Source organism: Mycolicibacterium cosmeticum (assembly GCF_000613185.1).
GTDB lineage: Bacteria > Actinomycetota > Actinomycetes > Mycobacteriales > Mycobacteriaceae > Mycobacterium > Mycobacterium cosmeticum.
Genome location: NZ_CCBB010000003.1, coordinates 1,503,361 through 1,526,456 on the forward strand (window position 1 = coordinate 1,503,361; position 23,096 = coordinate 1,526,456).

Sequence of the window (23,096 nt, forward strand, 5' to 3'; positions counted from 1 at the left end):
GCGCTCGCTTCCCCGACCACGCATGAGGCACCTCTCCAGGGCGGCGCTGCTGCTGTTCGGTCTCGTCGGGTACGGCCTGTCGATGGCCATGATGGTGCGCGCCGGCCTCGGGCTGGACCCGTGGGACGTGTTCCATCAGGGCCTCACCCGGCACACCCCCATGTCGATCGGAACCGCCACCGCGGTGGTCGGCGTGATCGTGCTGCTGGCCTGGATCCCGTTGCGCAACAAGCCCGGCATCGGCACGGTGGCCAACGTCATCGTCATCGCGGTGACCGTCGATGCCGGACTGGCCCTGCTGACCGCGCCGGAGTCGTTGCCCGCCCGCATCGCGCTGATGCTGGGTGCGGTCCTGCTCAACGCCGTCAGCACCGTGCTCTACATCGGTGCCGGGCTCGGCCCGGGCCCCCGGGACGGGCTGATGACCGGCCTGGTGACGCGCACCGGGCTCTCGGTGCGGCTGGTCCGCACCGCCATCGAGGCCACCGTGTTGGCCGCGGGGTGGCTGCTCGGCGGGACCGTCGGCGTCGGCACCGTGGTGTACGCCTTCGGGATCGGCCCGCTGGTCCAGCTGATCCTGCGGATCATGCCGCGCCGGCTGCTGTTCCACGACTTCGGCGCCCCGGGGCGCTCCCGGGCCGGCAAGGAGCCCGACACTACGATGGGCGAGTGCCAGACACCGAGCGTGAATCCGATCCAGACCTGCTGATCGATTTCGCCAGAGTCAGCCTGCGCCGCGGCGGCAAAACCCTGGTCGGGCCGCTCGATTGGGCCGTCGAACTCGACGAGCGCTGGGTGGTGATCGGGCCCAACGGGGCCGGCAAGACCTCGCTGCTGCGGATCGCCGCCGCCGTCGACCATCCGTCGTCGGGCACCGCGTTCGTGCTGGGGGAGCGGCTCGGCCGCACCGACATGGCCGAGCTGCGCAGCCGGGTCGGGTTGTCCAGTTCGGCGCTGAGCCAGCGGGTACCCGACGACGAGGTGGTGCGCGACCTGGTGGTCTCGGCCGGGTACGCGGTGCTGGGCCGGTGGCGCGAGAAATACGACGACGTCGACTACGAGCAGGCCGTCGACATGCTGGAGAGCGTCGGCGCCGAGCACCTGGCCGAGCGCACCTACGGCACGCTGTCCGAGGGTGAACGCAAGCGCGTGCTCATCGCGCGTTCGCTGATGACCGACCCCGAACTGCTGCTGCTCGACGAACCCGCCGCCGGGCTGGACCTGGGCGGCCGGGAGGAACTGGTGGCCCGGCTGGCCGACCTGGCCGCTGACCCGGATGCGCCGGCCATCGTGCTGGTCACCCACCACGTCGAGGAGATCCCGCCCGGCTTCAGCCACTGCCTGCTGCTGTCCGAGGGGGCGGTGGTCGCCTCCGGTCTGCTCACCGATGTGCTGACATCGGAGAACCTGTCCACCGCCTTCGGGCAGTCGATCGCCCTGGAGGTGGTCGACGGACGCTACTTCGCGCGGCGGGTGCGCAGCCGCGCGGCACACAGGAGGCGCGCATGAGCGAAGCTTGCGAGCGAATCATCGGCGCTGAATGTGCCGTCCGAGCCTGCGAGGCCGGCGCATGAGTACCCCCGGCGACCCGTTGATTCCCCGGCCGGCCTCGACGGTGATGCTGCTGCGTGATCAGGGCACCCCGGAGTCGCTGGAGATCTTCCTGATGCGCAGGCACTCCGCGATGGACTTCGTCGCGGGCGTGATGGTGTTCCCGGGCGGGGGTGTCGACGAGCGCGACTACAAAAACCCCCCGAGTCGCTCCGCTCCTGCCCCCGGGGACGGCCAGGACATCGCCTGGTACGGCCCCGCCCCGACGTGGTGGGCCGAGCGCCTCAACGTCGACGTCGACCTCGCCGAGGCGCTGGTGTGCGCCGCCGCCCGCGAGACGTTCGAAGAGTCCGGGGTGCTGTTCGCGGGTGCGGCCGACGACTCGGATGTCCTCGTGGACGACGCGTCGGTGTACCGGGAGCAGCGGGCGGCGCTGGCCAACAATTCGCTGTCCTTCGCGGACTTCCTGCGCACCGAGAAACTGGTGCTGCGGGCCGACCTGCTGCGGCCCTGGGCCAACTGGGTCACCCCGAAAGAGGAGCGCACCCGCCGCTACGACACCTACTTCTTCGTGGCCGCGCTGCCGGCCGGCCAGCGCGCCGACGGGGAGAACACCGAGAGCGACCGCGCGTTCTGGTCCACCCCGCAGGCCGCCCTGGACGAGTTCGCCGAGGGCCGCTCCTTCCTGCTGCCGCCCACCTGGTCGCAGCTGGATTCACTGAACGGGCGCACGGTGGCCGAGGTGCTGGCCACCGAGCGCAAGATCGTCGCGATGGAGCCCAGGCTGTCCGCGGACAAGGGCACCGGCGACTGGGACATCGAGTTCTTCGACGGCGCCCGGTACAACGCCGCGCGGAACCGGCGCGCACCCGAGGGGTACTGACGTGCGCGAGTTCATCACCCTGGTCGTCGACGACGGCATCGGCACCCTGGTGCTGTCCCGCCCGCCGGGCAACGCGCTGACCCGCCAGATGTGCCGGGAGATCGGCGAGGCGGCCGCCGAACTGGGCGCCCATCCCGGCGTCGGCGCGGTGATCCTGTACGGCGGCCACGAGGTGTTCTGCGCCGGTGACGACGTGCCCGAGCTGCGCCGGTTGCACGCCGGCGACGCCGAGAGCGTCACCCGGGCGTGCCGGGCCGCCGTCGACGCCGTCGCCGGTATCCCGAAACCCACCATCGCCGCGGTGACCGGATATGCGCTGGGGTCCGGGCTGGCGTTGGCGCTGGCCGCCGACTGGCGGGTGTCCGGTGACAACGTCAAGTTCGGCGCCACCGAGGTGCTCGCCGGGCTGTTGCCCGCGGCGGGCACGGCCGGCCTGGTCCGCGCGATCGGGGTGAGCCGGGCCAAGGACCTGGTGTTCAGCGGCCGGTTCGTCGGCGCCGAGGAGGCCCTGGAGATCGGCCTGATCGACCAGATGGTGGCCCCGGACGGGGTGTACGACGCCGCACTGGCCCGGGCCAGGCGATTTCTGGAGGCGCCCGCGCACGTGCTGGCCGGGGCGAAGGGAATGATCGACGGCGCTGGTGACGGGGTGCGCCACTACGTCGAGGTCTTCGGGACGGCGACCGGCAGTTAGGCTGCCCATATGACGAGCACGGACCACACTCCCGCCCCCAACCCGCACGCCACGGCCGAACAGGTCGAGGCCGCGCTGAAGGACACCAAGCTGGCCCAGGTGCTCTACCACGACTGGGAAGCCGAGACCTACGACGACAAGTGGTCCATCTCGTACGACCAGCGCTGCATCGACTACGCCCGCGGCCGGTTCGACGCCATCGTCCCCGACGAGGTACAGCGCGAACTGCCCTACGACCGGGCCCTGGAGCTGGGCTGCGGCACCGGCTTCTTCCTGCTCAACCTGATCCAGGCCGGGGTGGCCCGGCGCGGCTCGGTCACCGACCTGTCCCCGGGCATGGTGAAGGTCGCCACCCGCAACGGGCAGGGCCTGGGCCTGGACGTCGACGGTCGCGTCGCCGACGCCGAGGGCATCCCGTACGAGGACAACACCTTCGACCTGGTGGTGGGGCACGCGGTGTTGCACCACATCCCCGACGTGGAGCTGTCCCTGCGCGAGGTGGTGCGGGTGCTCAAGCCGGGCGGGCGCTTCGTCTTCGCCGGCGAGCCGACCAGTAAGGGCAATGTGTACGCCCGCAACCTGTCGACGCTGACCTGGCACCTGTCCACCAACATCACCAAGCTGCCCGGCCTGGAAGGCTGGCGCCGGCCGCAGGCCGAACTCGACGAGTCCTCGCGCGCCGCGGCGCTGGAGGCCGTGGTGGACCTGCACACCTTCGAGCCGTCGGATCTGGAGCGGATGGCCACCAACGCCGGAGCGGTCGAGGTCGCCACCGCCAGTGAGGAATTCACCGCCGCCATGCTGGGCTGGCCGATCCGCACCTTCGAGGCATCGGTGCCCCCCGGCAAATTGGGTTGGGGCTGGGCCAAATTCGCGTTCAACAGCTGGACGTCGCTGTCCTGGGTGGACTCCAACGTGTGGCGCCGGGTGGTGCCCAAGGGCTGGTTCTACAACGTGATGGTCACCGGGGTCAAGCCGTCGTAAGTTTCAGCTTGGGCGACGTCGCGTACCTGCGCGGCGACGAAGGCCGGGCGGCGCTGGCCGAGGTCGGTGACTACCGGCTGACCGAAGCCAGCCGGGTGGCCGATATCGCTTCGGCCCGAAGACGTTTCGGTGACCGCACCGCCGTGCTGGTGGAGACGGTGTTGCTGCGGCGCCGGGCTGCGGCCAAGTTCGCCGATCCGGCGCGCTGGTTGTTCACCGACGAGGCGTTGCAGCAGTGCACCGCGGAGCCGGTGGCCCGGCACCGGGCCGCTCGGCTGGCCCGCCGGCGCGTGCACGACGTGACCTGTTCGGTGGGCGCGGAGTTGGCCGCTCTGCGGGGCACCGCCGCCGTGCTGCTCGGCAGCGACCTGGACCCGGTGCGACTTGCCATGGCCCGCGGCAACGTCGCGGGGGTGGACCTGTGCCGTGCCGACGCCCTGGCACCGGTCACCCGCGACACCGTCGTGGTGGCCGACCCGGCCCGCCGCAGCGCGGGCCGGCGGCGGTTCGACCCGCGCGACTACACCCCGGCGCTGGACCTGCTGTTGGAGGTCTACCGCGGTCGCGACCTGGTGGTGAAATGCGCGCCAGGAATCGATTTCGGACAGCTCGCAGAGCTCGGCTTCCACGGTGAGATCGAGGTGTGCTCGCTGGGCGGTAGCGTGCGCGAGGCATGCCTGTGGTCGGCCGGGCTGGCCGCCGCCGGGCGCCGGGCCACCCTGCTGGACCGTGGCGAGCAGATCACCGACACCGATCCCGACGACTGCCCGGTGGCACCGGCCGGCCGCTGGATCGTCGACCCCGATGGGGCCGTGGTGCGCGCCGGACTGGTACGCCAGTACGGGACGAGGCACGGGCTGTGGCAACTGGACCCCGATATCGCGTACCTGTCCGGCGACGAATTGCCGGACGGGGTGCGGGGTTTCGAGGTGCTCGCCGAGATCGGATTCGACGAGAAGCGGTTGCGCCGGGAACTGAGCGCGCGCGACGCCGGGACGGTCGAGATCCTGGTGCGCGGCGTGGATGTCGACCCGGACGTGTTGCGGCGGCGCCTCAAACCGCGGGGCGCCGAGCGGCTCAGCGTGGTGATCGCCCGGATCGGCACCGGCGCGGCAAGCCGTGCGGTGGCGTTCATTTGTCGGCCGTCGCGATGACGCCAGAGGTAATCTGGCGGCGGCGGCGCCCGTGCCGTCCCGGATCCGGAGGATGTCACCCGATGCGTGTTGTTTCGCTGGCCGTTTCTCTTGTGCTGCTGGGGTCCGCAGGCACGGGAGTGGCCTCGGCCGCCCCGCCCAAATGCTCCGATGTGGGCGGCAACCCGGGGCCCGATTCGACCTGCGTGGTGCAGGCCACCGATCCGGCTTACACCCTCAACATCACGTTCCCGACCGATTTCCCGAACCAGAGCGCCGTCTTCGACTACGTCAAGCAGACCCGGGACGGGTTCCTGAACGTCGCACGCACGCCGGACTCCCGCGGCATGCCCTACGAGTTGGACACCACCACAACCCAGTACAACTCGTCGGTGCCGCCCCGGGGCACGCAGTCGGTGGTCTTCACCACCTACCAGAACGTGGGCGGTGCGCACCCGCAGACCTTCTACAAGGCCTTCAACTGGGACCAGGCCTTGGGCAAGCCGATCACCTTCGAGAACTTGTTCCGCGCGGGCACCGACCCGTTGCCGGCGATCTTCCCGGTGGTGCAGGCCGAACTGGCCAAGCAGTCCGGTCTGGTCAATCCGGTGGCACCCGCGGCGGGTCTGGACCCGGCCAACTACCAGAACTTCGCGATCACCAACGACGCGATCATCTTCTTCTTCAGCCAGGGTGAGCTGTTGCCGGAAGCGGCCGGGGCCGTGCAGGTGTCAGTGCCGCGCGGGCCGATCGACCCGATGATCGCCTGAGTCAGGCGGGGGCGAAGCCGTAGACCTGGCCGTCGCTGGTCGCGGCGACCACGCGGCGATCGTGGCCGATCGACACGCCCACCGGCCACCCGGTGGCCTCGGGCAGCTCGTAATGGTTCAGCGTGTGGCCGTCGCTGGGGTCGAAGGCCAACAGCGCCAAGCCGTTCGCGCCGTCGCGGGTCACCGTGTACGCCGTCCGCGCACCGGCCTGACTCGACGTCGACAGCGGCTCGGTGTCGTCACGGGTCCAGGCGATCTTGCCGCTGTCCCCGCCGTCGCTGATACCCACCAGTTTGGCGCCCGGTCCGCCGCCGGCGACGATCACGCCCTGCGGCGACACCGACGGCGGGGTCTGGGGCTGGAAGTCCAGTGCCACCGACCATTTCGGTGTGCCGTCGGCGGTGTTGATGGCCCACAGTTTGCGGTCGCGGCCGTTGACGTAGGCGGTGCGGCCGTCGGCCGAGAGCACCGGGGCGGCGAGCGGGCCGCCGCCCACCGCGGTGCTGGTCCATTCGCGGGTCAGCATCGGTGTCTGGTTCGGCTTGTAGCGCAGGCCGATCAGTGCCGGGGCGGGTGCCTGCGGCTCCCACAGGGTGGCCACCACGATGCCGGTGTCCGCGGAGAAGGCGGGGGCCGCCGCCACCGGGCAGCCGCGCCGGGCCGGCGCGCAATCCTGCAGGCCGCGTTGGGCATCGGTCGGGTCGACGCCCGCCACCAGATCCATCGGGGTGCCGATCACGGTGCCGCGGTGCGCGTCGAACACCAGCACCTGACCGAGATGGGTGAGCACCAGCAGTTGGCCGGGGTCCAGTAGCCGTGGCGTGCTGGGCATCCCGATGACGGGCTGGCGCCAGCGGATCCACTGGGTCGGCGGGAACGACATGACGGCGCCGGGCTGGCCGATGTACAGGTTGTCGAAGCCGTCGATCAGGGGGCTGGACATGCCGCCGCCCTGCCACAGCCGGGTGCACCAGCGCTGCCTGCCGTTGTTGTCGCTCTCCCACAGCATCAGGGAGCAGCCGTCGGCGGTCTGGGCGTTGGCGGCCAGGTACCCGCCGGCGCCCAGGGCGACCTGCGCGCCGAGCTCACCTTTGACCGACCGGCTCCACTCCAGCTTCAGGGTGTTCGCCCCGTCGACCGGGCTGTAACTGCTATTGGCGGCGTCGGCGTACTGGGCCGACCAGCCCTGGGCGGGATGGGCCTCCACCCAGGAGTCGGTGTTGCCGCAGGAAGTCACGGTCAGCGCCGCGACACCCAGCACAGCAGCGAACCGGCGTATCGCCGTAGTGGGAGCAGGCAACGTCGTGGAAGCAGGCATCGAGTCCCGAGACTATCCGGTGCCGCCCTCGCGTAGGCTGACCGGCCATGACGACGATGTGGGGCGCGCCCCTTCACAAGAGGTGGCGCGGTTCTCGACTGCGTGATCCGCGTCAGGCGCGATTCTTGACCGCCGACTCGCTGCGCTGGGTGCTGGCCAACAAGGCGTACACCCCGTGGTACCTGGTGCGGTACTGGCGGCTGCTGAAATTCAAGCTGGCCAACCCGCACATCATCACCCGCGGCATGGTGTTCCTGGGCAAGGGCGTGGAGATCCAGGCGACCCCGGAGCTGTCCACCATGGAGATCGGCCGGTGGGTGCACATCGGGGACAAGAACACCATCCGCTGTCACGAGGGTTCGCTGCGCATCGGCGACAAGGTGGTGTTGGGCCGCGACAACGTGATCAACACCTACCTGGACATCGAGCTGGGGGACTCGGTGCTGATGGCCGACTGGTGCTACGTCTGCGACTTCGACCACAAGATGGACAGCCTGGAACTACCGATCAAGGACCAGGGCATCGTCAAGAGCCCGTTGCGGATCGGGCCGGACACCTGGGTCGCGGCGAAGGTGACCATCCTGCGCGGGACGTCGATCGGGCGCGGGTGTGTGCTCGGCGCGCACGCCGTGGTCAAGGGGGAGATCCCGGACTACTCCATCGCCGTCGGCGCCCCCGCCAAGGTGGTCAAGAACCGCAAGGTGGCGTGGGACGCGTCGGCCGCCGACCGCGCCGAACTGGCGGCGGCACTGGCCGACATCGAGCGGAAGAAAGCCGCGCGCTAGGCCCAGTCGATCCCGAAGTGCTCGGCCAGCGCCGCCCGGCCGCGGTCGGTGACGAGCACCGCGCGCCCGGTGTGCACCCGCTTGATCCACGCCGCCGCCACGAAGCGGTCCAGCAGCGCGCGGCCGAGCGCTCCGGACAGGTGATGGCGCTGCTCGGTCCAGTCGACGCAGTAGCCGATGAATGTGCGTGCACCGGTTGGTATTTCGACGCCGATATCGGCGAGGAAAACCCGCCCGTCTCGGCTCAGTTGGTAATCGATGTCATGGCCTGGCCGGCTCAACCCGTCGCGGTGGTCGCGGTGCGGCCGGTAGTGGCCGTCGCCGCCGGTGAGCATGTCGCGCTCCAGCAGGCTGCCCATCACGGCGACGCCGAGGCGGCCGGCGAGATGGTCGTAACAGGTGCGGGCGGACCGTAATCGGGCGGCGCGGGTGCCCTCGCGCAGGGAACGCACCGGTTGGGCGGGTGCGAGCCGGCCCAGCTGTTCCAGCAGCGCACCGACCTGCGGGCCGGCCAGCCGGTAGTACCGGTGCCTGCCCTGGGTGTGCACCGTGAGCAGGCCCGCCTCGGTCAGCTTGGCCAGATGCCCGCTGGCGGTGGAGCGGGCGATACCGGCCTCGGTGGCGAGCACGCTGGCGGGCAGCGCCCGGCCGTCGTCGAGCGCCAGCAACACCTTGCATCGGGCCGGATCGGCCAGCAGGGCGGCGACGCTGGCGATATCGGCGTCGCCGTGGGCGGGTAGTTCGGCGACGTCACGCATGGCATACCTCCTTGGCGCGCACCCGGTAAGCGAGGATCGCACCGGACAATTCGACGATGCCACCGACCACCAGCGCCGCGCGAACACCGGCCGTGGCCAGCACGGTCCCGACCACCGCGATGCCCATGGTGACACCGATCAGCCGGGCCAGGTTCGCCAGGCCAGAGGCCAGCCCCGACCGCCGAACCGGCACGGCGGACAGCACCATGGTGACCGCGGGGCCGGTGTTGAACGCCAGCCCGGCGCCGACCAGCACGAAGGTCGCGGCCAGCAGGAGGAGGTGGGCGTCGGGTCCGACGGCGGCGTAGGCCAGAATGCCGGCCCCCATCAGGGTCAGGCCGACGATCATGGGTGGGCGCGGGCCGGTGCGGCGGGCGACGCGGCTGACCGCCGGGATCAGCGCCAGGTAGGTCAGCGGCAGCGGGAGGAACCACAGTGCGGTGGCCAGTGCGCTGGCGCCGCGCTGCTGCTGGAAGGCCAGGCTGTTCAGCCACATCAAGGAGTAGACCCCGAACGTCATGGCGAACGTGGCGCCGAGGCCGACGGCCAGTTGCCGGTTGCGGGCCAGGTCGGCCGGAATTGTCGGTTCCGGTGCGCGGCGCTGCCACCACACGAACGCCGCGCCGGCGACCACGACGACCGCGCTCAGCGCGGTGGTGTTCAGGGTGCCGAGTGAGCGGCCCTCCACCAACACCAGGGTCAGGGTGGCTAGCGACACCATGGCCAGCAACTGGCCCGGCACATCGGATCGGCGGGCGTCCGGATCGCGGGACTCGGGCAAGTACCGGTACGACATGGCGAGCGCGGCCAGGCAGACGGGCACGTTGAGCCAGAAGATGGCGCGCCAACCCAGGGTGTCGGTCAGCACGCCGCCGAGCACCGGGCCCAGCGCCGCGCTGCTCGCGGCCACCATCGCCCAGGCGCTGGTGGCCTTGGCGCGTCCCGCGGCGTCGGGGAACGCTGCCGCGGCGATCGCCAGCCCCTGCGGCAGCATGATCCCGGCGGCGATGCCCTGCACCGCCCGGGCGGTCAGCAGGGTCCCGAGGTGCGGGGCGACCGCGCAGCCGAGCGAGGCCGCGGCGAACAGCGTCAGACCGATGCGCAGCACCGTGCGGCGGCCGAACCGGTCGCCCGCGGCGCCCGCGGTCAGCAGTACCGCGGCGAACGCGACGTTGTAGGCGTCGGCCGCCCACTGGGCGGCAGACACCCCGCCGCCGAACTCGGTGCGGATGGCCGGTAACGCGAGGTTGACGGCGTTGCTGTCGATCAGCCCGACGAACAGGCCGAGGTAGGCGGCGATGAGCGTGGGGATGGTGCGCATGGCTCGACGCTATGGCCGGGATGATTCGGTGCCCGCCGAATCATCCCCGTCGCTTAGGTGAGCTAGGTATCTGGCCGGATTGGCTGGTGTGGCTAGTGAAAAGGCTTGGCGGCGAAGTTTGGTTGCACTGCGCCGAGGTCTAACACTGGTTCGGCGAATTCGGCAAGATGCCCGTCGACCCCGTGAGCGTCCCCACGGCCGACGAGCCCTGGTGCGGCGAGTTCGACGAGTGCAAGTGCGAAGGCCGCGACTGCCCAGCGCGGCGGTGTCGCCTGGCCCAAACATACTGGACGCCTCCGCGGCCCATGACGAGCGCGCGGTGGCCACCATTTTTCGCAGGGCCGCCTTCGTGCTGAAGAGGCACGCCAACGCGAGCGTCGGTCGCGCCGAATGTCAGCAGTGCGCCGTAACCTCAACGTCGATCGGTAAACCGCTGTGTTGCGGCAGTGATCGACGTGCGTTGATGTCGGAGGAGCAACTATGGCCGAAGCGCCCAAAGAGATCTGGGACCTTGTTGAGAGGTACGAGCGGGAACGTCGGGCGTTCGAATCAGGCTCATACGGAGAAGCAGACACACGCAAAGAATTCATCGAACCACTCTTCGCGGCACTTGGCTGGGACGTCGTCAACCGCCGACAGTACTCCGAAGCCTACAAAGACGTGGTCAACGAATACAGCTTGAAGATCGGCGGCTCACACAAAGCGCCGGACTACGCGTTCCGCGTCGGCGGAAACCGAGTCTTTTTCGTCGAGGCCAAGAAGCCCAGTATCGATATTTCGAGGGATTCCCCGTCCGCGTATCAACTTCGCCGGTATGGGTGGACGGCGAAGCTGGCGATCAGTGTCCTTACGAACTTCAGGCATCTGGCGATCTACGACTGCACGCAGCAGCCATCGGACAACGACCGCGCTTCGGCCGCGCGGACCCTGCTCGTGCCTTGGAAAGACCTCATCGAGCGTTGGACAGAGGTCGAGGATCTTCTTAGCAACAAAGCGGTGAATCAAGGCTCTCTACAGCGGTACTTCGACCAGGCCAGTCGGCGGCGCGGCACGTCAGAGGTCGACGGAATTTTTCTGCTTCAAATGGAGCAGTGGCGCATCGCCCTGGCGCGCAACATCGCAAAGCTGAATCCGACAGTATCGGTCAACGAACTGAACGAAGCGGTCCAACAAACTCTCGACCGGATCGTCTTCCTGCGAATCGCAGAGGACCGTGGCATCGAGCCCTACGGTGACCTAAAGGACGCATCGACCAGTAGCGGCGTGTACGCCCGCTTGCTCGATATATTCACCGCAGCAGATACGCGTTACAACTCGGGCCTATTTCATTTTAAGGCCGAGCGGGATCGGTCTTCATCCCCAGACAGGCTAACGCCCGGCTTGACCATCGAGGATGATGTCTTAAAAGACATCATCGGCTCAATGTATTACCCGACAAGCCCTTACGAATTTTCGGTTATGCCAGCTGACATTCTTGGGCAGGTATACGAACAATTCCTCGGCAAGGTCATTCGACTTACTGACAAGCGTGCGGTCGTCGTCGAAGAAAAACCAGAAATCCGCCACGCTGGAGGTGTTTACTACACACCTACATACATAGTTGAGCACATAGTGGAAAAAACACTAGGCCCGCTGCTGGAAGGCAAGACGATTCGCGCAGCGCGGAATATCCGTGTCCTTGATCCTGCATGCGGTTCAGGGTCCTTCCTGCTCGGGGCATTCGAGTACCTGATCCGGTGGTTCACCAAAGCGCATTCGGAGTCCGGCTCCGCCTCCAGTCGACAGGTGCTGTTCAAGGATGCGAATGGCGAATTGCGGCTTACGTTAGAAGAGCGGAAGCGAATACTGACTTCGAACCTCTTTGGTTTGGACATAGATCGGCAGGCGGTCGAGGTCACCAAACTTTCGTTGATGCTTCGTGTGTTGGAGGGCGAAACCAGCGAGACGATCAACAGCCAGCTGAAAATGTTCGCTGTCGAGCGCGCGCTACCCGATCTGGATAAGAACATCTTGTGCGGCAACAGCTTGGTTGACAGCTCAGTGATTTCCGTCGTCGAACTGACGCCCGAAGAAGAGTACGACCTCAATCCTTTCGACTGGGCGGTTGGTTTTCCAGAGGCGATGGCTGCGAAGGGCTTCCATGCTGTCATCGGCAACCCGCCATATGACGTAATCGAAAAGGACCGTGGCGAAGCGTCGTGGCCGCACGACAAGTTGCGCGAGTACATTCCCAGCCGCACGGACTACGAAGCCGCCCTCGGCGGGAAACTGAACCTTTACCGGTTCTTCCTGGTTCAGTCCAGCGAGCTCGTCCGCCCAGACGGCTACATGGGGATGATCGTTCCCATGGGACTTGCCGCCGACATAAGTACCCGTAACACGCGGAAGCATCTATTCACGTACTTGCGTAACCCTACGCTCGACTGCTTCCCACAGAAGGACAATCCTTACAGGCGGATCTTTAGGGACGCAAAGTTATCAACGATGGTGGTCGCGGGCCAGAAGAGTGGCGGCAAGCTCACTGCGCAGAACCAGATAACCACCCGCGTTTTTCCCGGCAATGACCTGAAGGACGAGTCAATCGACAATGTACTGAGCTTCGGCGACCTCCAACTTCTGAACTCTGCGAACGCGCCGGTTCCCTTGCTTGCAGCAGACGAATGGGAGATTTGTCGCGCCATTCACAGCCAGCCCCATGTTCGACGACTTAGCGACCTCGGCACGTCATACGTCGTTACCCGCGGAGAGATCAACCAGACGACCTACGGTCGGTACATCGTAGGTGCGGAAGAGAAGGAAGGGTACGAGCCGCTACTCAAAGGAGTGGAGGTCGGGACCTTCGAATTGCGGGACACACTAAGCCAAGGCCAGCGAGAGATGTTGAACGCCAAGGCGCTTCGCAAGAGGTATCCAGGCAAGACGGCACCGTTGGCGCCTCGGATCGCTACTCAGCGAATTACCGGGGTCGACGAGCGCCAGCGATTAGTCTGCGCTGTCGTGTCATCACAGATGTGGTTTGCGGATTCGACGAACTCAATCGTGGCAGCTGAGGGCGCTCCGTTGCCGCTTGAGTACTTGGTGGCTCTGCTGAACTCAGACTTGATGCAATGGCGTTTCCGGTTAACGAGCAGCAACAATAATGTGGCATCAAATGAGCTTCTGGATCTTCCGATTGCGGTGCACGATCCAACGTCCCCGACCGAACACCAGTTGATTGAGAAAGTGATGAAGTCGGGCAACCGCATTGCTGCGCTCAAGGCGCAGGCCAGAGCCGAAAAGACGTCTAGCGGCGCTCAGCGGATCGGTCGAATGCTGGAGTCAGCCTGGGTGTCGCTCGACGACGCGGTCTACGACCTTTACGGGTTGTCAAAGCGGCAGCGCAATCTTATAGAACGGAGACTCGGCGCTGCGCCGTTAGTGGCTCAGCTAACCGATGGAGACGGGGACATGTGAAACGGGGCTTCGTGATGATCACCGCAGAAGGCGTGTCGCAGTCGCGATGACAAATTGTTGGTGCTGCAGCCCTGCTTGAGGGCTGAAACGCGGTTCTTGCTACGCCATTAATTGTCTCTCATAAGATCGCTGACATCACCTGCTCAAGACATTCCACACCGGCTGGAGCGACTTTCAACTACCCGACGGAGCCGGTTGTCTGGGCGACGCCGACCGGCAACACGTACATCACCACGCCAGACGGCGCGCACTGGTTCCCGGCGCTGGGCACCCCGACGGGAACACCGACGCTCGGCCGCGCGGATCCGGCTGCCGGAGTGAGCAAAAGATGCCTACCCGTCGACGCACGCGCGCGCAGGAGCGGGCCCAGCGGATCGAGGCCGAGCGTGCGGCCAATCTGGCGCGCATCGACGAATGGAATGAGTGGTTACGTCGAGAACAAGCCAAAGAACAAGGGGTACCGCACTTTTGGCCTCAGCGGTCGGGGAGCGCGTGCTCGACGATCGGCCGGCGCGGAAGCGGATTGCGCTCACCGCGTTTGGCGGCCAGGTACACCTGGGCGGTCTCGGCGGCGACGGTGTGCCAGTCGAAGTCGTGGTTGAGGCGCTCGCGGGCGGCGATGGCGCGGCGCTGCGCGGCGGCCGGGTCGTCCAGCACGGTGCGCACGGCGGCGGCAAGCTGGGCCACGTTGTGCGGCGGGAAGGACACGCCGGTCTCACCGTTGATGACGGCCTCGCCCAGGCCGCCGGCGGTCGAGGTGACCAGGGGAGTGCCGGTGGCGGCGGCCTCCAGCGCGACGATGCCGAACGGCTCGTAGTGGCTGGGCAGCACGGCGGCGTCCACGGTGTGCAGCATCTGCACCAGCTCGGCATGGTCGAGGCGTCCGACGAACTCGATCGCCTTGACCACCTTGTGTTTGCGGGCCTGCTCGGCCAGCCAGTCGCGCTGCGTGCCGTCGCCGGCGATGGTCAGCGTGGTACCGGGATGGGTGCGCCGGATCCGGGGCAGCGCGGCGATGGCGTCCTGCACACCCTTCTCGTACTCCAACCGGCCCAGATACAGCAGCCGGGGCGGCCCGCCGTGCGCGACGCGCTTCGCGAACGGCCATGCCGCCGCGTCGATTCCGTTGCGGATCACCCGGGTCTCGGCCAGCCCCGGGCCGAACAGTTCGGTGATCTCCTCGCCCATCGACGCCGAACAGGTGATGAGGAAATCGGATTCGCGTACCAGCCAGGACTCCACGGCGTGCACCTGGCGGCTGATCGGGCCCGACACCCAACCGGAATGCCGTCCGGCCTCGGTCGCGTGAATGGTGGAAACCAAAGGGGCATCGAAAAATTCGGCCAGTGCGATGGCTGGGTGAGCCACCAGCCAGTCGTGCGCGTGCACGATGTCCGGGCGCCAGGGCCGCCCGGTGCGGGTGCGGATACTCAGCCCGGCGCGGGTCATCGCATGACCCATCGCCAGCACCCAGGCCATCATGTCGGTGCCGAAATCGAACTCGTGCGGATCCTCGGCGGCGGCGACGATGCGCACCCCCTCGCTCACCTCGTCGGTGGACGGATGGGTACTGGGGTCGGTGCCCGTGGGCCGCCGGGACAGCACCACCACCTCGTGGCCGGCCTCGGCCAGGGCAGTGGCCAGGTGATGCACGTGCCGGCCCAGGCCGCCGACCACCACGGGCGGGTACTCCCACGACACCATCAGGATCTTCATGCCAGCGCACCTTCGGCCAGTGGTGAGCGTGCGCAAAATGTACGGTGTGCGCGGCGTGTCGGTGTCCAAACACGCACGCTCGCGGGAAAAACGCGCCCTCTGCTCATCGCGGCAGCCTCCTGGCATCGAGGGCGCCGAACAACCCGTCGGCGCGGTTCCAGTCCTCCGCCAGCCGCTGCGCGTGATCGCGGCGCCCGGCCGCCAGTGCCGCCGCGATCTCGCGGGTCGCGTGCGCATGCAGATGGGCGCGGTAGCGGGCGTACTCGGCCGCCGAATCCTTGCTCACCATGAAAGGCCAGTCACTGGAAACGGTCAACAGGGTCTCGCGCAGGATCTGGTCGGCCACCCGGTCACGGGTGTGCGGCGCGTCGGTCGCATCCAGCGCCTTGTCCACCGCCGTCAGCGCGGTGTCCACCACCTCACTGTTGAGCTGGACGATATCGCTGACCGCCGGCCCATTCCACACCTGCCAGTTCTTGCCGGAACCCCAAGAGCTGGGTGGCAATTCGACGGCGCTGCCGACGAAACCGGCCTCGATGGCATCCGACAGGGTGCCGACCCGGATGCCCGCGGCGGGCAGTGCCCGCAACAACCGTTCCAGCCACAGCGGGCCCTCATGCCACCAGTGACCGAACAGTTCGGTGTCGAACGCCGCCACCACGTGGGCCGGGCGCCCGGTCCGCTCGCCCTCCTCGATCAGCCGGCGGCGCACCACCTCGACGAAATCGGCCACATGGGCGTCCACCGCGCGGTCGGCCCGCTGCGGGTCGTACGGGGCCTTCTCCGCCGAGGGCACGTTGCGGCCGGTGACCCGGGCCGGTTTGAGCCCGGTCACGTGGTCGTAGGTGTGGAAGTCGCGGTAGGCCGCGTGCCCCGGATAGCCGGATTTCGGTGACCACACCCGGTAGCTGACCTGTAGGTCGCGCCCGAACGCGATGACGTTCGACTCGCCGACCGGGCGGCCGACGGCGGTGTCACCGTGCAGCGAGGGCCCGTCGACCATGAAATGGCTGACACCGGCTGCGGCATAACCGGTTTCCATGCCCGGCGCGTACGCGCACTCGGGCGCCCAGATGCCCGTCGGGGTGTGCGCGAACCGGTGCGCGGCATCGGCCAGGCCCTCGCGCAGCGCGAATTCGCGTAACCGCGGATGCAGCAGCGGCTGGAACGGGTGGGCCAACGGCCCGCCGAGCAGTTCGATGGTGCCGCCGTCGATGAGTCCGCGCAGCAGCGGGCTGGCGCCGTGGCACCACAGCGAGCCGAACTCGTCGAGCGCCCGCTCGGCCGCGTCGAATTCGTGAATGCCGAACGCGCGCATGGCCTCTGGAGCGGCGAACGCGGTGCCGGACCCGACCGTGGTGGCTTCCAGCGCGCGCAGCTGCCAGTTGGCCAGCCAGTGCCGCATCCCGGCCAGGCAGTACGGGTCGTCGAGCTGCGCGGTCACCACCGGAGTCATGCCCAGGGTGACCAGGTGCCCGCGGCCCTCGGCGGCCAGCGTGCGCAGCACCCGCAACAGTGGCAGATAGGACGCCGCCCAGGACTGGTAGAGCCATTCCTCGCCGACCGGCCAACGGCCGTGGTGGGCCAGCCACGGCAGATGCGTGTGCAGGACCAGGGTGAACAGGCCCGGTACCGGCTCGCTCATGGCCGGATCGCGATCGCCACGAGGTCCAGGCTGTCATCGATGGCACGGTTGTCCCGGCCGTCTTCGACCAGGTCGAAGTCGTCGGTGCTGACCGCGGCGACATCGGCCAGCAGCTCGTCCGACCACGGCGCGTCGGCGACCGCGCGGGCGATCTGGGCGTCGATGATGGAACCGCCGTGCCGGGCGTCCATCGCGGCCAGGCCCGCGCCGTGATAGACGCCGAGCATCGCCTCCATCGCGAAGCCACCGTCGGTCAACAGTTCGGTCAGCTCGGCGGCGTTCAGTTCCCGGGTGTGGAACGGGTTGAGCGGGGTGTCCCGGCCGGGGGAGAAGGTGATCCGGTTCGGCGTCGACATCATCAACAGCCCGCCGGGCCGCAGCACCCGGAAACACTCGCCGACGAACTGGGCCTGATCCCACAGGTGCTCGATGACCTGGAAGTTCACCACGACGTCGACCGACGCGTCGGCAAGGGGAAGGTCGGCCAGATTCCCCAAGTGCATCTGCACGCGCGGATAGCGCGCCCGGATGTGGGCCACCGCGGACTCGTCGTAATCCACGCCGATGACCCGGCGGGCCACGCCGGCGATCAGATCGGCGCCGTAACCCTCGCCGGGCCCGGCCTCCAGGACGTCGCGATCTGCGCAGCGCTCGGCCAGTCGCTGGTACACCACCTCGTGGCGGCGGAACCAGTAGTTCTCCTCGGCGAGGCCGGGAATGGTGCGTTCACCGGTCAGCGGCAGCGAAGGCTGCGCGCCCGGGTTGTCGACCGAACCGAATGTGCTCATTGGAAGGCAGGCTAACCCGTGATGAGGTGTTCGCGAACGGTGCCCGGTGACCGTGAGGTCTTGATGAGCGGTTTGAGCGGTTATGGTGTCCTTGCGTGCCGCAAAAGTTACCGACGGGTAACCTGGTGGCCGTTGCGTAATTCGTGATATGCCCAGGCCGGCTGACGGCCTCATCGAGGAGGACGAACCACAGTCATGACGAACATCGTGGTCCTGATCAAGCAGGTCCCTGACACCTGGTCGGAGCGCAAGCTCACCGACGGCGACTTCACTCTCGACCGGGAAGCGGCCGACGCCGTTCTGGACGAGATCAACGAGCGCGCGGTCGAGGAAGCGCTGCTGATCAAGGAGCGCGAGGGCGGCGACAGCACCGTGACCGTGCTGACCGCCGGTCCCGAGCGTGCGACCGAAGCCATCCGCAAGGCCCTGTCCATGGGTGCCGACAAGGCGGTCCACCTCAAGGACGACGGCCTGCACGGTTCCGATGTCATCCAGACCGGCTGGGCCCTGGCCCGCGCGCTGGGCACCATCGAGGGCACCGAGCTGGTCATCGCAGGCAACGAGGCCACCGACGGTGTCGGCGGCGCGGTTCCGGCCGTCATCGCCGAATACCTGGGCCTGCCGCAGCTGACCCACGTGCGCAAGCTGAACGTCGAGGGCGGCAAGGTCACCGCCGAGCGTGAGACCGACGAGGGCGTGTTCGGCCTGGAGGCCACCCTGCCCGCCGTGGTCAGCGTGAACGAGAAGATCAACGAGCCGCGCTTCCCGTCCTTCAAGGGCATCATGGCCGCCAAGAAGAAGGAAGTCACCGTCCTGACTCTGGCCGAGATCGGCGTCGAGGCCGACGAGGTCGGCGTGGCCAACGCCGGCACCAAGGTGCTGTCGTCCACCCCGAAGCCGCCGAAGACCGCCGGCGAGAAGATCACCGACGAAGGCGAAGGCGGCACCAAGGTCGCCGAGTACCTGGTCGCCCAGAAGCTGATCTAGTCGCCCGATCCCTCAGACACTCACTTAAGGACACATTCATGGCTGAAGTACTTGTGCTCGTCGAGCACGCCGATGGTGCGCTGAAGAAGGTCAGCACCGAGCTCATCACCGCCGCCCGCGTCCTGGGCGAGCCGTCCGCCGTCGTGGTGGCCGGCCCCGGCACCGCCGCCGGCCTGACCGACGGCCTGAAGGCCGCCGGTGCGGCCAAGATCTACGTCGCCGAGTCGGCCGACGTGGACAACTTCCTGGTCACCCCGAAGGTCGACGTGCTGGCCGCGCTGGCCGAGTCGGCCGCGCCGGCCGGTGTGGTGATCGCCGCCACCGCCGAGGGCAAAGAGGTCGCCGGCCGGTTGGCCGCGCGCCTGGGGTCAGGTCTGCTCGTCGACATCGTCGAGCTCAAGGAAGGCGCCATCGGCGTGCACAGCATCTTCGGTGGCGCGTACACCGTCGAGGCGCAGCCCACCGGTGAGCTGCCGGTGATCACCATCCGCCCCGGTGCCGTCGAGGCTGCCCCGGCCGACGGTGCCGGCGAGGTCGTCAACGTCGAGGTTCCGGCCCAGGCCGAGAATGCGACCAAGATCACTTCCCGCGAGCCGGTCGTCGCCGGTGACCGCCCGGAGCTCACCGAGGCCAGCGTCGTGGTCGCCGGTGGCCGCGGTGTGGGCAGTGCGGACAGCTTCAAGGTGGTCGAGGACCTGGCCGACGCGCTCGGTGGCGCCGTCGGTGCCTCCCGCGCCGCGGTGGACTCGGGCTACTACCCGGGCCAGTTCCAGGTCGGCCAGACCGGTAAGACCGTGTCGCCGCAGCTGTACATCGCGCTGGGCATCTCCGGTGCCATCCAGCACCGGGCCGGTATGCAGACGTCCAAGACCATCATCGCGGTCAACAAGGACGAAGAGGCGCCGATCTTCGAGATCGCCGACCTGGGCATCGTGGGCGACCTGTTCAAGGTGACCCCGCAGCTCACCGACGCCGTCAAGGCCCGCAAGGGCTGATCGCTTCGCGAGGAAGCCCCCGGACGCCATGTCCGGGGGCTTCTTCGTACCCAGGACTACGGGTTTTCAAGGGTTCCCTCCCGGGCCCCGGGCGGCAGGCTGGGGCCATGAACATCTCAGTTATCGGGGCCACCGGCCTGATCGGCTCGAAGGTGGTCGCCCTGCTGGAGCGCGACGGACACCATGTCGTCGCCGCGTCCCGCGCGTCGGGTGCCGACGTGCTCACCGGAGACGGCCTCACCGACGCGCTGGCGGGCGCCGACGTGCTGGTCGACGTCGTCAATTCACCGTCGTTCGACGACGGGCCGGTGCTGGATTTCTTCACCCGCTCCTCGGCCAACCTGGTGGCCGCCGCCAAGGCGGCCGGTGTCCGGCACTACGTCGCGCTGTCCATCGTCGGAGTCGACGCGCTGCCCGAGAGCGGGTACATGCGGGCCAAGGTGGCCCAGGAGCACACCATCACCGCGTCGGGCCTGCCGTACACGATCGTGCGGGCCACCCAGTTCCAGGAGTTCGCCGAGGGCATCGTCGCGTCGCTGGACGCCGGCGACGTGGTCCGCGTACCGGACGCACTCATCCAGCCGGTCGCGGCCGACGATGTGGCGGCCGCGGTCGCCCGCGTCGCCACCGCGGGCCCGCGTGACGGCATCGTCGAGGTCGGCGGACCGGAGCAGATCAGTTTCGCCGACCTGGCTCGCGGGGTGCTGGCCGCCCAGGGCAGCGACAAGGCCGTCGTGGTCGACGCCCAGGCCACCTACTTCGGTACCCCGCTGCAGCGCGGCAGCCTGGTCACCGGGGGCGCGCGGCAGGAGCACGCCGATGTTCGATGACGAGCGCCGGGACCGGCGGGTGCCGCGGCCATGACCGACCTCGGCGATCTCGTGCGGGAGCGTCGTTCGACTCGGCTGTTCTTGCGGGACAAGCCCGTTGCCCGCGAACTGCTCGACGAAGCGCTCGCTCTCGCCATGCGTGCCCCGTCGAACTCCAACATCCAGCCGTGGCGGCTGTTCCTCGCCTCCGGCCCGCGCCGGGACCGGCTGGTCGAGGCTCTGCTGGCCGAGGCCTCCCTCGAGCTGCCGGTGACCACCGGGATCCCCGAGGCGTATCTGCCGCTGCGCCAAGAGCTCGGCGGCCTGGTCTACGGCTCGATGGGGATCGCCCGGCATGACCAGGACGGCCGGCGGCTGGCCCAGTTGCGCAACTGGGAGTTCTTCCGCGCCCCGGTCGGCGCGGTCGTCTGCATGCACCGCGATCTGGGCGTGGTCGACGCCCTGGGGGTCGGCATGTTTCTGCAGACCCTGCTGCTGGCGCTCACCGAGCGCGGCCTCGGCAGCTGTGTGCAGGTGTCCATCGCGGCGTATCCGGAGATCCTGCGGGCCCATTTGGGCATCCCGGACGAGTTCACCGTGCTGTGCGGGCTGGCGATCGGCTACCCGGACCCGGCGTTCCCGGCCAACACGTTGACGACTCCGCGCAATCCGGTGGCCGACAACGTGGTGTTCGTCGAGTAGCCGGCCACATTTCGTCACTGAGCGTGCACGGACACGTCACGCGCCCGATGCCATCCGGAGACCCGGGTGGGCGACCGTGCTGGTTATGAGCACCGCATCCGTACTCATACCGGCCGATGACACCGATCACGCGGCGCCCGCTGCCGCCGGCCCGCGCTACACCCTGCTGCTGTCCACCGACGCCGGCGACATCGAAGCCGCGCAGCGTCTGCGCCACCATGTGTTCACCTCCGAGCCCGGATTCGCCCTGACGTCCACCAGCCCCGGGTTCGAGGCCGGGCTGGACGCCGACCGTTTCGACCAGTTCTGCGATCACCTGCTGGTCCGCGAGGACACCTCCGGGGAACTGGTCGGGTGCTACCGGATGCTGCCGCCGCCGGGCGCCATCGCGGCGGGCAGCCTCTACACCGCAACCGAATTCGACGTCCGAGCGCTGGACACCCTGCGTCCCTCGCTGGTCGAGATGGGCCGCGCGGTGGTGCGCGCCGATCACCGCAACGGCGCCGTCGTGCTGCTGATGTGGGCCGGCATCCTGGCCTACCTGGACCGGTGCGGATACGACTACGTCACCGGCTGCGTGTCGGTGCCGACGCACCCGGCGCACGAAACCCCCGGCAGCCAGCTGCGCGGCGTCCGCGATTTCGTGCTCCGCAGGCACGGCGCACCGGCGGAATACACCGTGCGCCCGTACCGGCCGGTGACCATCGACGGCCGCAGCCTCGACGAGATCGATCCACCGGCACGGGTCAGCGTCCCCGCGCTGATGCGCGGTTACCTGCGCCTCGGCGCCGAGGTGTGCGGTGAGCCCGCGCACGACCCGGACTTCGGCGTCGGCGATTTCCCGGCCCTGCTGGACAAACGCAAGGCCGACGTGCGGTACCTGAAACGGCTGCGTTCGGTCGCGCAGGCCGGCGAGCTGGCGGCCGGCGCATGACCGGGCAGCACTCCTGGTTGCCGCAGGCCTCCTGCGACGCCAGCTGCATGCACGCCGGCGCCGCGCCACTGGGCTCGCGACCGGCGGTCTGGACCCGCACCACGCTGCGGGTCATCGGCGCCGCGCTGCTGATCACCGCCGTACCGCTGCTGGCGGTGCCGCTGCCCGGCCGGTCGCACATCCAACGGGGGTACTGCCGGCTGATGCTGCGCTGCATCGGCGTGCGAATCACGGTGTCCGGCGGACCGATTCGCAACCTGCGTGGCGTCCTGGTGGTCAGCGGGCACGTGTCGTGGTTGGACATCTTCGCCATCGGTGCGGTCATGCCGGGCTCGTTCGTGGCGCGTGCCGACCTGATCGACTGGCCCGCCCTGGGTGTGGTCGCGCGCCTGATGAAGGTCATCCCGATCGACCGGGGCAATCTGCGCCGGCTGCCCGGCGTGGTCAACGCGGTGGCCGCCCGGCTGCGCGCCGGCCACACCGTGGTGGCGTTCCCTGAGGGCACCACCTGGTGCGGGCTGGGGTACGGCCCGTTCCGGCCGGCCATGTTCCAGGCCGCGGTCGACGCCGGCCGCCCGGTGCAGCCGCTGCGGCTGACCTATCACCACCGCGACGGCCGCCCGTCCACGGTGCCCGCCTATATCGGGGACGACACCCTGCTGGCCTCGATCCGGCGCCTCGTCACCGCGCGGCGCACCATCGTGCATGTGCAGGTGCAGTCGCTGCAGTTGCCCGGCACGTCGCGGCGCGATCTGAAGGCGCGGTGTGAGGCGGCGGTGCGCGGGGGAACCGACCGCCGCGCACACGGGCATGGCCCAGGGGTGAGCGTACCGACGGGGAATGCCACCGCGGCTTGACCTGCGAGTCCGG

The 23,096-nt window shown here is 68.5% G+C and carries 21 protein-coding genes; 15 read left to right on the forward strand and 6 right to left on the reverse strand.

From position 1 onward, the window contains the following. The first annotated feature begins 22 nt into the window (after window positions 1-22). The 7 genes from yczE (at window position 23) to BN977_RS26475 (ending at window position 6,015) form a co-directional block, all read left to right on the forward strand. Window positions 23-709, forward strand: coding sequence for a membrane protein YczE (yczE, locus tag BN977_RS26445; RefSeq protein WP_036402738.1), 687 nt, complete (start codon window positions 23-25; stop codon window positions 707-709). After that, the gene (locus BN977_RS26450) at window positions 670-1,509 is read left to right on the forward strand and encodes an ABC transporter ATP-binding protein (protein WP_024450504.1); all 840 of its coding nucleotides are present in this window, start codon (window positions 670-672) and stop codon (window positions 1,507-1,509) included. The genes yczE and BN977_RS26450 overlap by 40 nt, the downstream gene beginning before the upstream one ends. Window positions 1,510-1,570: 61 nt before the next feature. After that, a complete protein-coding gene (locus BN977_RS26455) occupies window positions 1,571-2,434 on the forward strand; it encodes an NUDIX hydrolase (RefSeq protein ID WP_109790291.1) in 864 nt (287 codons plus the stop codon). A 1-nt stretch (window position 2,435) separates the two neighbouring features. Further along, complete coding sequence (locus BN977_RS26460; RefSeq protein ID WP_036402743.1) at window positions 2,436-3,128, forward strand: enoyl-CoA hydratase; 693 nt, start codon at window positions 2,436-2,438, stop codon at window positions 3,126-3,128. A gap of 9 nt (window positions 3,129-3,137) precedes the next feature. Further along, entirely contained in the window at window positions 3,138-4,112 is a 975-nt protein-coding gene (locus tag BN977_RS26465) for a class I SAM-dependent methyltransferase (protein WP_024450501.1), read from the forward strand. Then, window positions 4,070-5,266 (forward strand): THUMP-like domain-containing protein, encoded by a 1,197-nt coding sequence (locus BN977_RS26470; protein WP_084172771.1) that lies wholly within the window; start codon window positions 4,070-4,072, stop codon window positions 5,264-5,266. The genes BN977_RS26465 and BN977_RS26470 overlap by 43 nt, the downstream gene beginning before the upstream one ends. Window positions 5,267-5,328: 62 nt before the next feature. Next, window positions 5,329-6,015 (forward strand): esterase, encoded by a 687-nt coding sequence (locus BN977_RS26475; protein WP_024450499.1) that lies wholly within the window; start codon window positions 5,329-5,331, stop codon window positions 6,013-6,015. 1 nt (window position 6,016) lies between these two features. Here BN977_RS26475 and BN977_RS26480 read toward each other — a convergent pair whose 3' ends face one another. After that, window positions 6,017-7,333: a BamB-related PQQ repeat family beta-propellar protein gene (locus BN977_RS26480; RefSeq protein WP_051561921.1), complete on the reverse strand. Its 1,317-nt coding sequence runs from the start codon at window positions 7,331-7,333 to the stop codon at window positions 6,017-6,019. Window positions 7,334-7,380: 47 nt separating this feature from the next. Here BN977_RS26480 and BN977_RS26485 point away from each other — a divergent pair, with 47 nt between their 5' ends. Beyond that, the gene (locus BN977_RS26485) at window positions 7,381-8,118 is read left to right on the forward strand and encodes an acyltransferase (protein ID WP_036402745.1); all 738 of its coding nucleotides are present in this window, start codon (window positions 7,381-7,383) and stop codon (window positions 8,116-8,118) included. On the opposite strand, the gene BN977_RS26490 is transcribed toward BN977_RS26485, so the two are convergent. Together BN977_RS26490 and BN977_RS26495 are read right to left on the reverse strand one after the other, a co-directional pair. Beyond that, window positions 8,115-8,876, reverse strand: coding sequence for an ArsR/SmtB family transcription factor (locus BN977_RS26490; RefSeq protein ID WP_036402748.1), 762 nt, complete (start codon window positions 8,874-8,876; stop codon window positions 8,115-8,117). The genes BN977_RS26485 and BN977_RS26490 overlap by 4 nt on opposite strands. Next, complete coding sequence (locus BN977_RS26495; RefSeq protein WP_036402751.1) at window positions 8,869-10,197, reverse strand: MFS transporter; 1,329 nt, start codon at window positions 10,195-10,197, stop codon at window positions 8,869-8,871. The genes BN977_RS26490 and BN977_RS26495 overlap by 8 nt, the downstream gene beginning before the upstream one ends. Before the next feature lie 480 nt (window positions 10,198-10,677). Between BN977_RS26495 and BN977_RS31600 the strand changes: the two genes are divergently transcribed. After that, window positions 10,678-13,650, forward strand: a complete 2,973-nt coding sequence (locus BN977_RS31600) for an Eco57I restriction-modification methylase domain-containing protein (RefSeq protein WP_051561923.1) — start codon at window positions 10,678-10,680, stop codon at window positions 13,648-13,650. A gap of 474 nt (window positions 13,651-14,124) precedes the next feature. Here the strand turns inward: BN977_RS31600 and BN977_RS26505 are convergent, their stop codons facing one another. The 3 genes from BN977_RS26505 to BN977_RS26515 all read right to left on the reverse strand — a co-directional run bounded on the left by BN977_RS26505 (window position 14,125) and on the right by BN977_RS26515 (window position 17,799). Beyond that, window positions 14,125-15,366, reverse strand: coding sequence for a glycosyltransferase family 4 protein (locus tag BN977_RS26505; protein ID WP_036402754.1), 1,242 nt, complete (start codon window positions 15,364-15,366; stop codon window positions 14,125-14,127). 103 nt (window positions 15,367-15,469) lie between these two features. Beyond that, window positions 15,470-17,011 (reverse strand): 1,4-alpha-glucan branching protein domain-containing protein, encoded by a 1,542-nt coding sequence (locus BN977_RS26510; protein WP_036402757.1) that lies wholly within the window; start codon window positions 17,009-17,011, stop codon window positions 15,470-15,472. Then, window positions 17,008-17,799, reverse strand: coding sequence for a class I SAM-dependent methyltransferase (locus BN977_RS26515; RefSeq protein ID WP_036402759.1), 792 nt, complete (start codon window positions 17,797-17,799; stop codon window positions 17,008-17,010). The genes BN977_RS26510 and BN977_RS26515 overlap by 4 nt, the downstream gene beginning before the upstream one ends. 195 nt (window positions 17,800-17,994) lie before the next feature. On the opposite strand from BN977_RS26515, the gene BN977_RS26520 reads away from it, so the two are divergent. From BN977_RS26520 to BN977_RS26545, 6 genes are all read left to right on the forward strand, one after another. Continuing rightward, the gene (locus BN977_RS26520) at window positions 17,995-18,786 is read left to right on the forward strand and encodes an electron transfer flavoprotein subunit beta/FixA family protein (RefSeq protein ID WP_024450491.1); all 792 of its coding nucleotides are present in this window, start codon (window positions 17,995-17,997) and stop codon (window positions 18,784-18,786) included. 38 nt (window positions 18,787-18,824) lie between these two features. Further along, on the forward strand, window positions 18,825-19,781 hold the full coding sequence (locus BN977_RS26525) for an electron transfer flavoprotein subunit alpha/FixB family protein (RefSeq protein ID WP_036402762.1): 957 nt from the start codon (window positions 18,825-18,827) through the stop codon (window positions 19,779-19,781). A 107-nt stretch (window positions 19,782-19,888) separates the two neighbouring features. After that, entirely contained in the window at window positions 19,889-20,611 is a 723-nt protein-coding gene (locus BN977_RS26530; RefSeq protein WP_036402765.1) for an SDR family oxidoreductase, read from the forward strand. Window positions 20,612-20,641: 30 nt separating this feature from the next. Next, window positions 20,642-21,292, forward strand: coding sequence for a nitroreductase (locus tag BN977_RS26535; protein ID WP_036402767.1), 651 nt, complete (start codon window positions 20,642-20,644; stop codon window positions 21,290-21,292). Between the two features lie 85 nt (window positions 21,293-21,377). Beyond that, a complete protein-coding gene (locus BN977_RS26540; RefSeq protein WP_036402769.1) occupies window positions 21,378-22,226 on the forward strand; it encodes a GNAT family N-acetyltransferase in 849 nt (282 codons plus the stop codon). Beyond that, window positions 22,223-23,083, forward strand: a complete 861-nt coding sequence (locus tag BN977_RS26545) for a lysophospholipid acyltransferase family protein (protein WP_051561925.1) — start codon at window positions 22,223-22,225, stop codon at window positions 23,081-23,083. Before BN977_RS26540 ends, BN977_RS26545 begins: the two co-directional genes overlap by 4 nt. The last annotated feature ends 13 nt before the right edge of the window (window positions 23,084-23,096 follow it).

Excerpts from the sequence above, each read along its gene's own strand:
- yczE (WP_036402738.1), top strand. The coding sequence starts at position 23 with ATGAGGCACCTCTCCAGGGCGGCGCTGCTGCTGTTCGGTCTCGTCGGG.
- BN977_RS26455 (WP_109790291.1), top strand. The coding sequence starts at position 1,571 with ATGAGTACCCCCGGCGACCCGTTGATTCCCCGGCCGGCCTCGACGGTG.
- BN977_RS26465 (WP_024450501.1), top strand. The coding sequence starts at position 3,138 with ATGACGAGCACGGACCACACTCCCGCCCCCAACCCGCACGCCACGGCC.
- BN977_RS26475 (WP_024450499.1), top strand. The coding sequence starts at position 5,329 with ATGCGTGTTGTTTCGCTGGCCGTTTCTCTTGTGCTGCTGGGGTCCGCA.
- BN977_RS26480 (WP_051561921.1), bottom strand. The coding sequence starts at position 7,333 with ATGCCTGCTTCCACGACGTTGCCTGCTCCCACTACGGCGATACGCCGG.
- BN977_RS26485 (WP_036402745.1), top strand. The coding sequence starts at position 7,381 with ATGACGACGATGTGGGGCGCGCCCCTTCACAAGAGGTGGCGCGGTTCT.
- BN977_RS26490 (WP_036402748.1), bottom strand. The coding sequence starts at position 8,876 with ATGCGTGACGTCGCCGAACTACCCGCCCACGGCGACGCCGATATCGCC.
- BN977_RS26495 (WP_036402751.1), bottom strand. The coding sequence starts at position 10,197 with ATGCGCACCATCCCCACGCTCATCGCCGCCTACCTCGGCCTGTTCGTC.
- BN977_RS31600 (WP_051561923.1), top strand. The coding sequence starts at position 10,678 with ATGGCCGAAGCGCCCAAAGAGATCTGGGACCTTGTTGAGAGGTACGAG.
- BN977_RS26505 (WP_036402754.1), bottom strand. The coding sequence starts at position 15,366 with ATGAAGATCCTGATGGTGTCGTGGGAGTACCCGCCCGTGGTGGTCGGC.
- BN977_RS26510 (WP_036402757.1), bottom strand. The coding sequence starts at position 17,011 with ATGAGCGAGCCGGTACCGGGCCTGTTCACCCTGGTCCTGCACACGCAT.
- BN977_RS26515 (WP_036402759.1), bottom strand. The coding sequence starts at position 17,799 with ATGAGCACATTCGGTTCGGTCGACAACCCGGGCGCGCAGCCTTCGCTG.
- BN977_RS26520 (WP_024450491.1), top strand. The coding sequence starts at position 17,995 with ATGACGAACATCGTGGTCCTGATCAAGCAGGTCCCTGACACCTGGTCG.
- BN977_RS26525 (WP_036402762.1), top strand. The coding sequence starts at position 18,825 with ATGGCTGAAGTACTTGTGCTCGTCGAGCACGCCGATGGTGCGCTGAAG.
- BN977_RS26530 (WP_036402765.1), top strand. The coding sequence starts at position 19,889 with ATGAACATCTCAGTTATCGGGGCCACCGGCCTGATCGGCTCGAAGGTG.
- BN977_RS26535 (WP_036402767.1), top strand. The coding sequence starts at position 20,642 with ATGACCGACCTCGGCGATCTCGTGCGGGAGCGTCGTTCGACTCGGCTG.
- BN977_RS26540 (WP_036402769.1), top strand. The coding sequence starts at position 21,378 with ATGAGCACCGCATCCGTACTCATACCGGCCGATGACACCGATCACGCG.
- BN977_RS26545 (WP_051561925.1), top strand. The coding sequence starts at position 22,223 with ATGACCGGGCAGCACTCCTGGTTGCCGCAGGCCTCCTGCGACGCCAGC.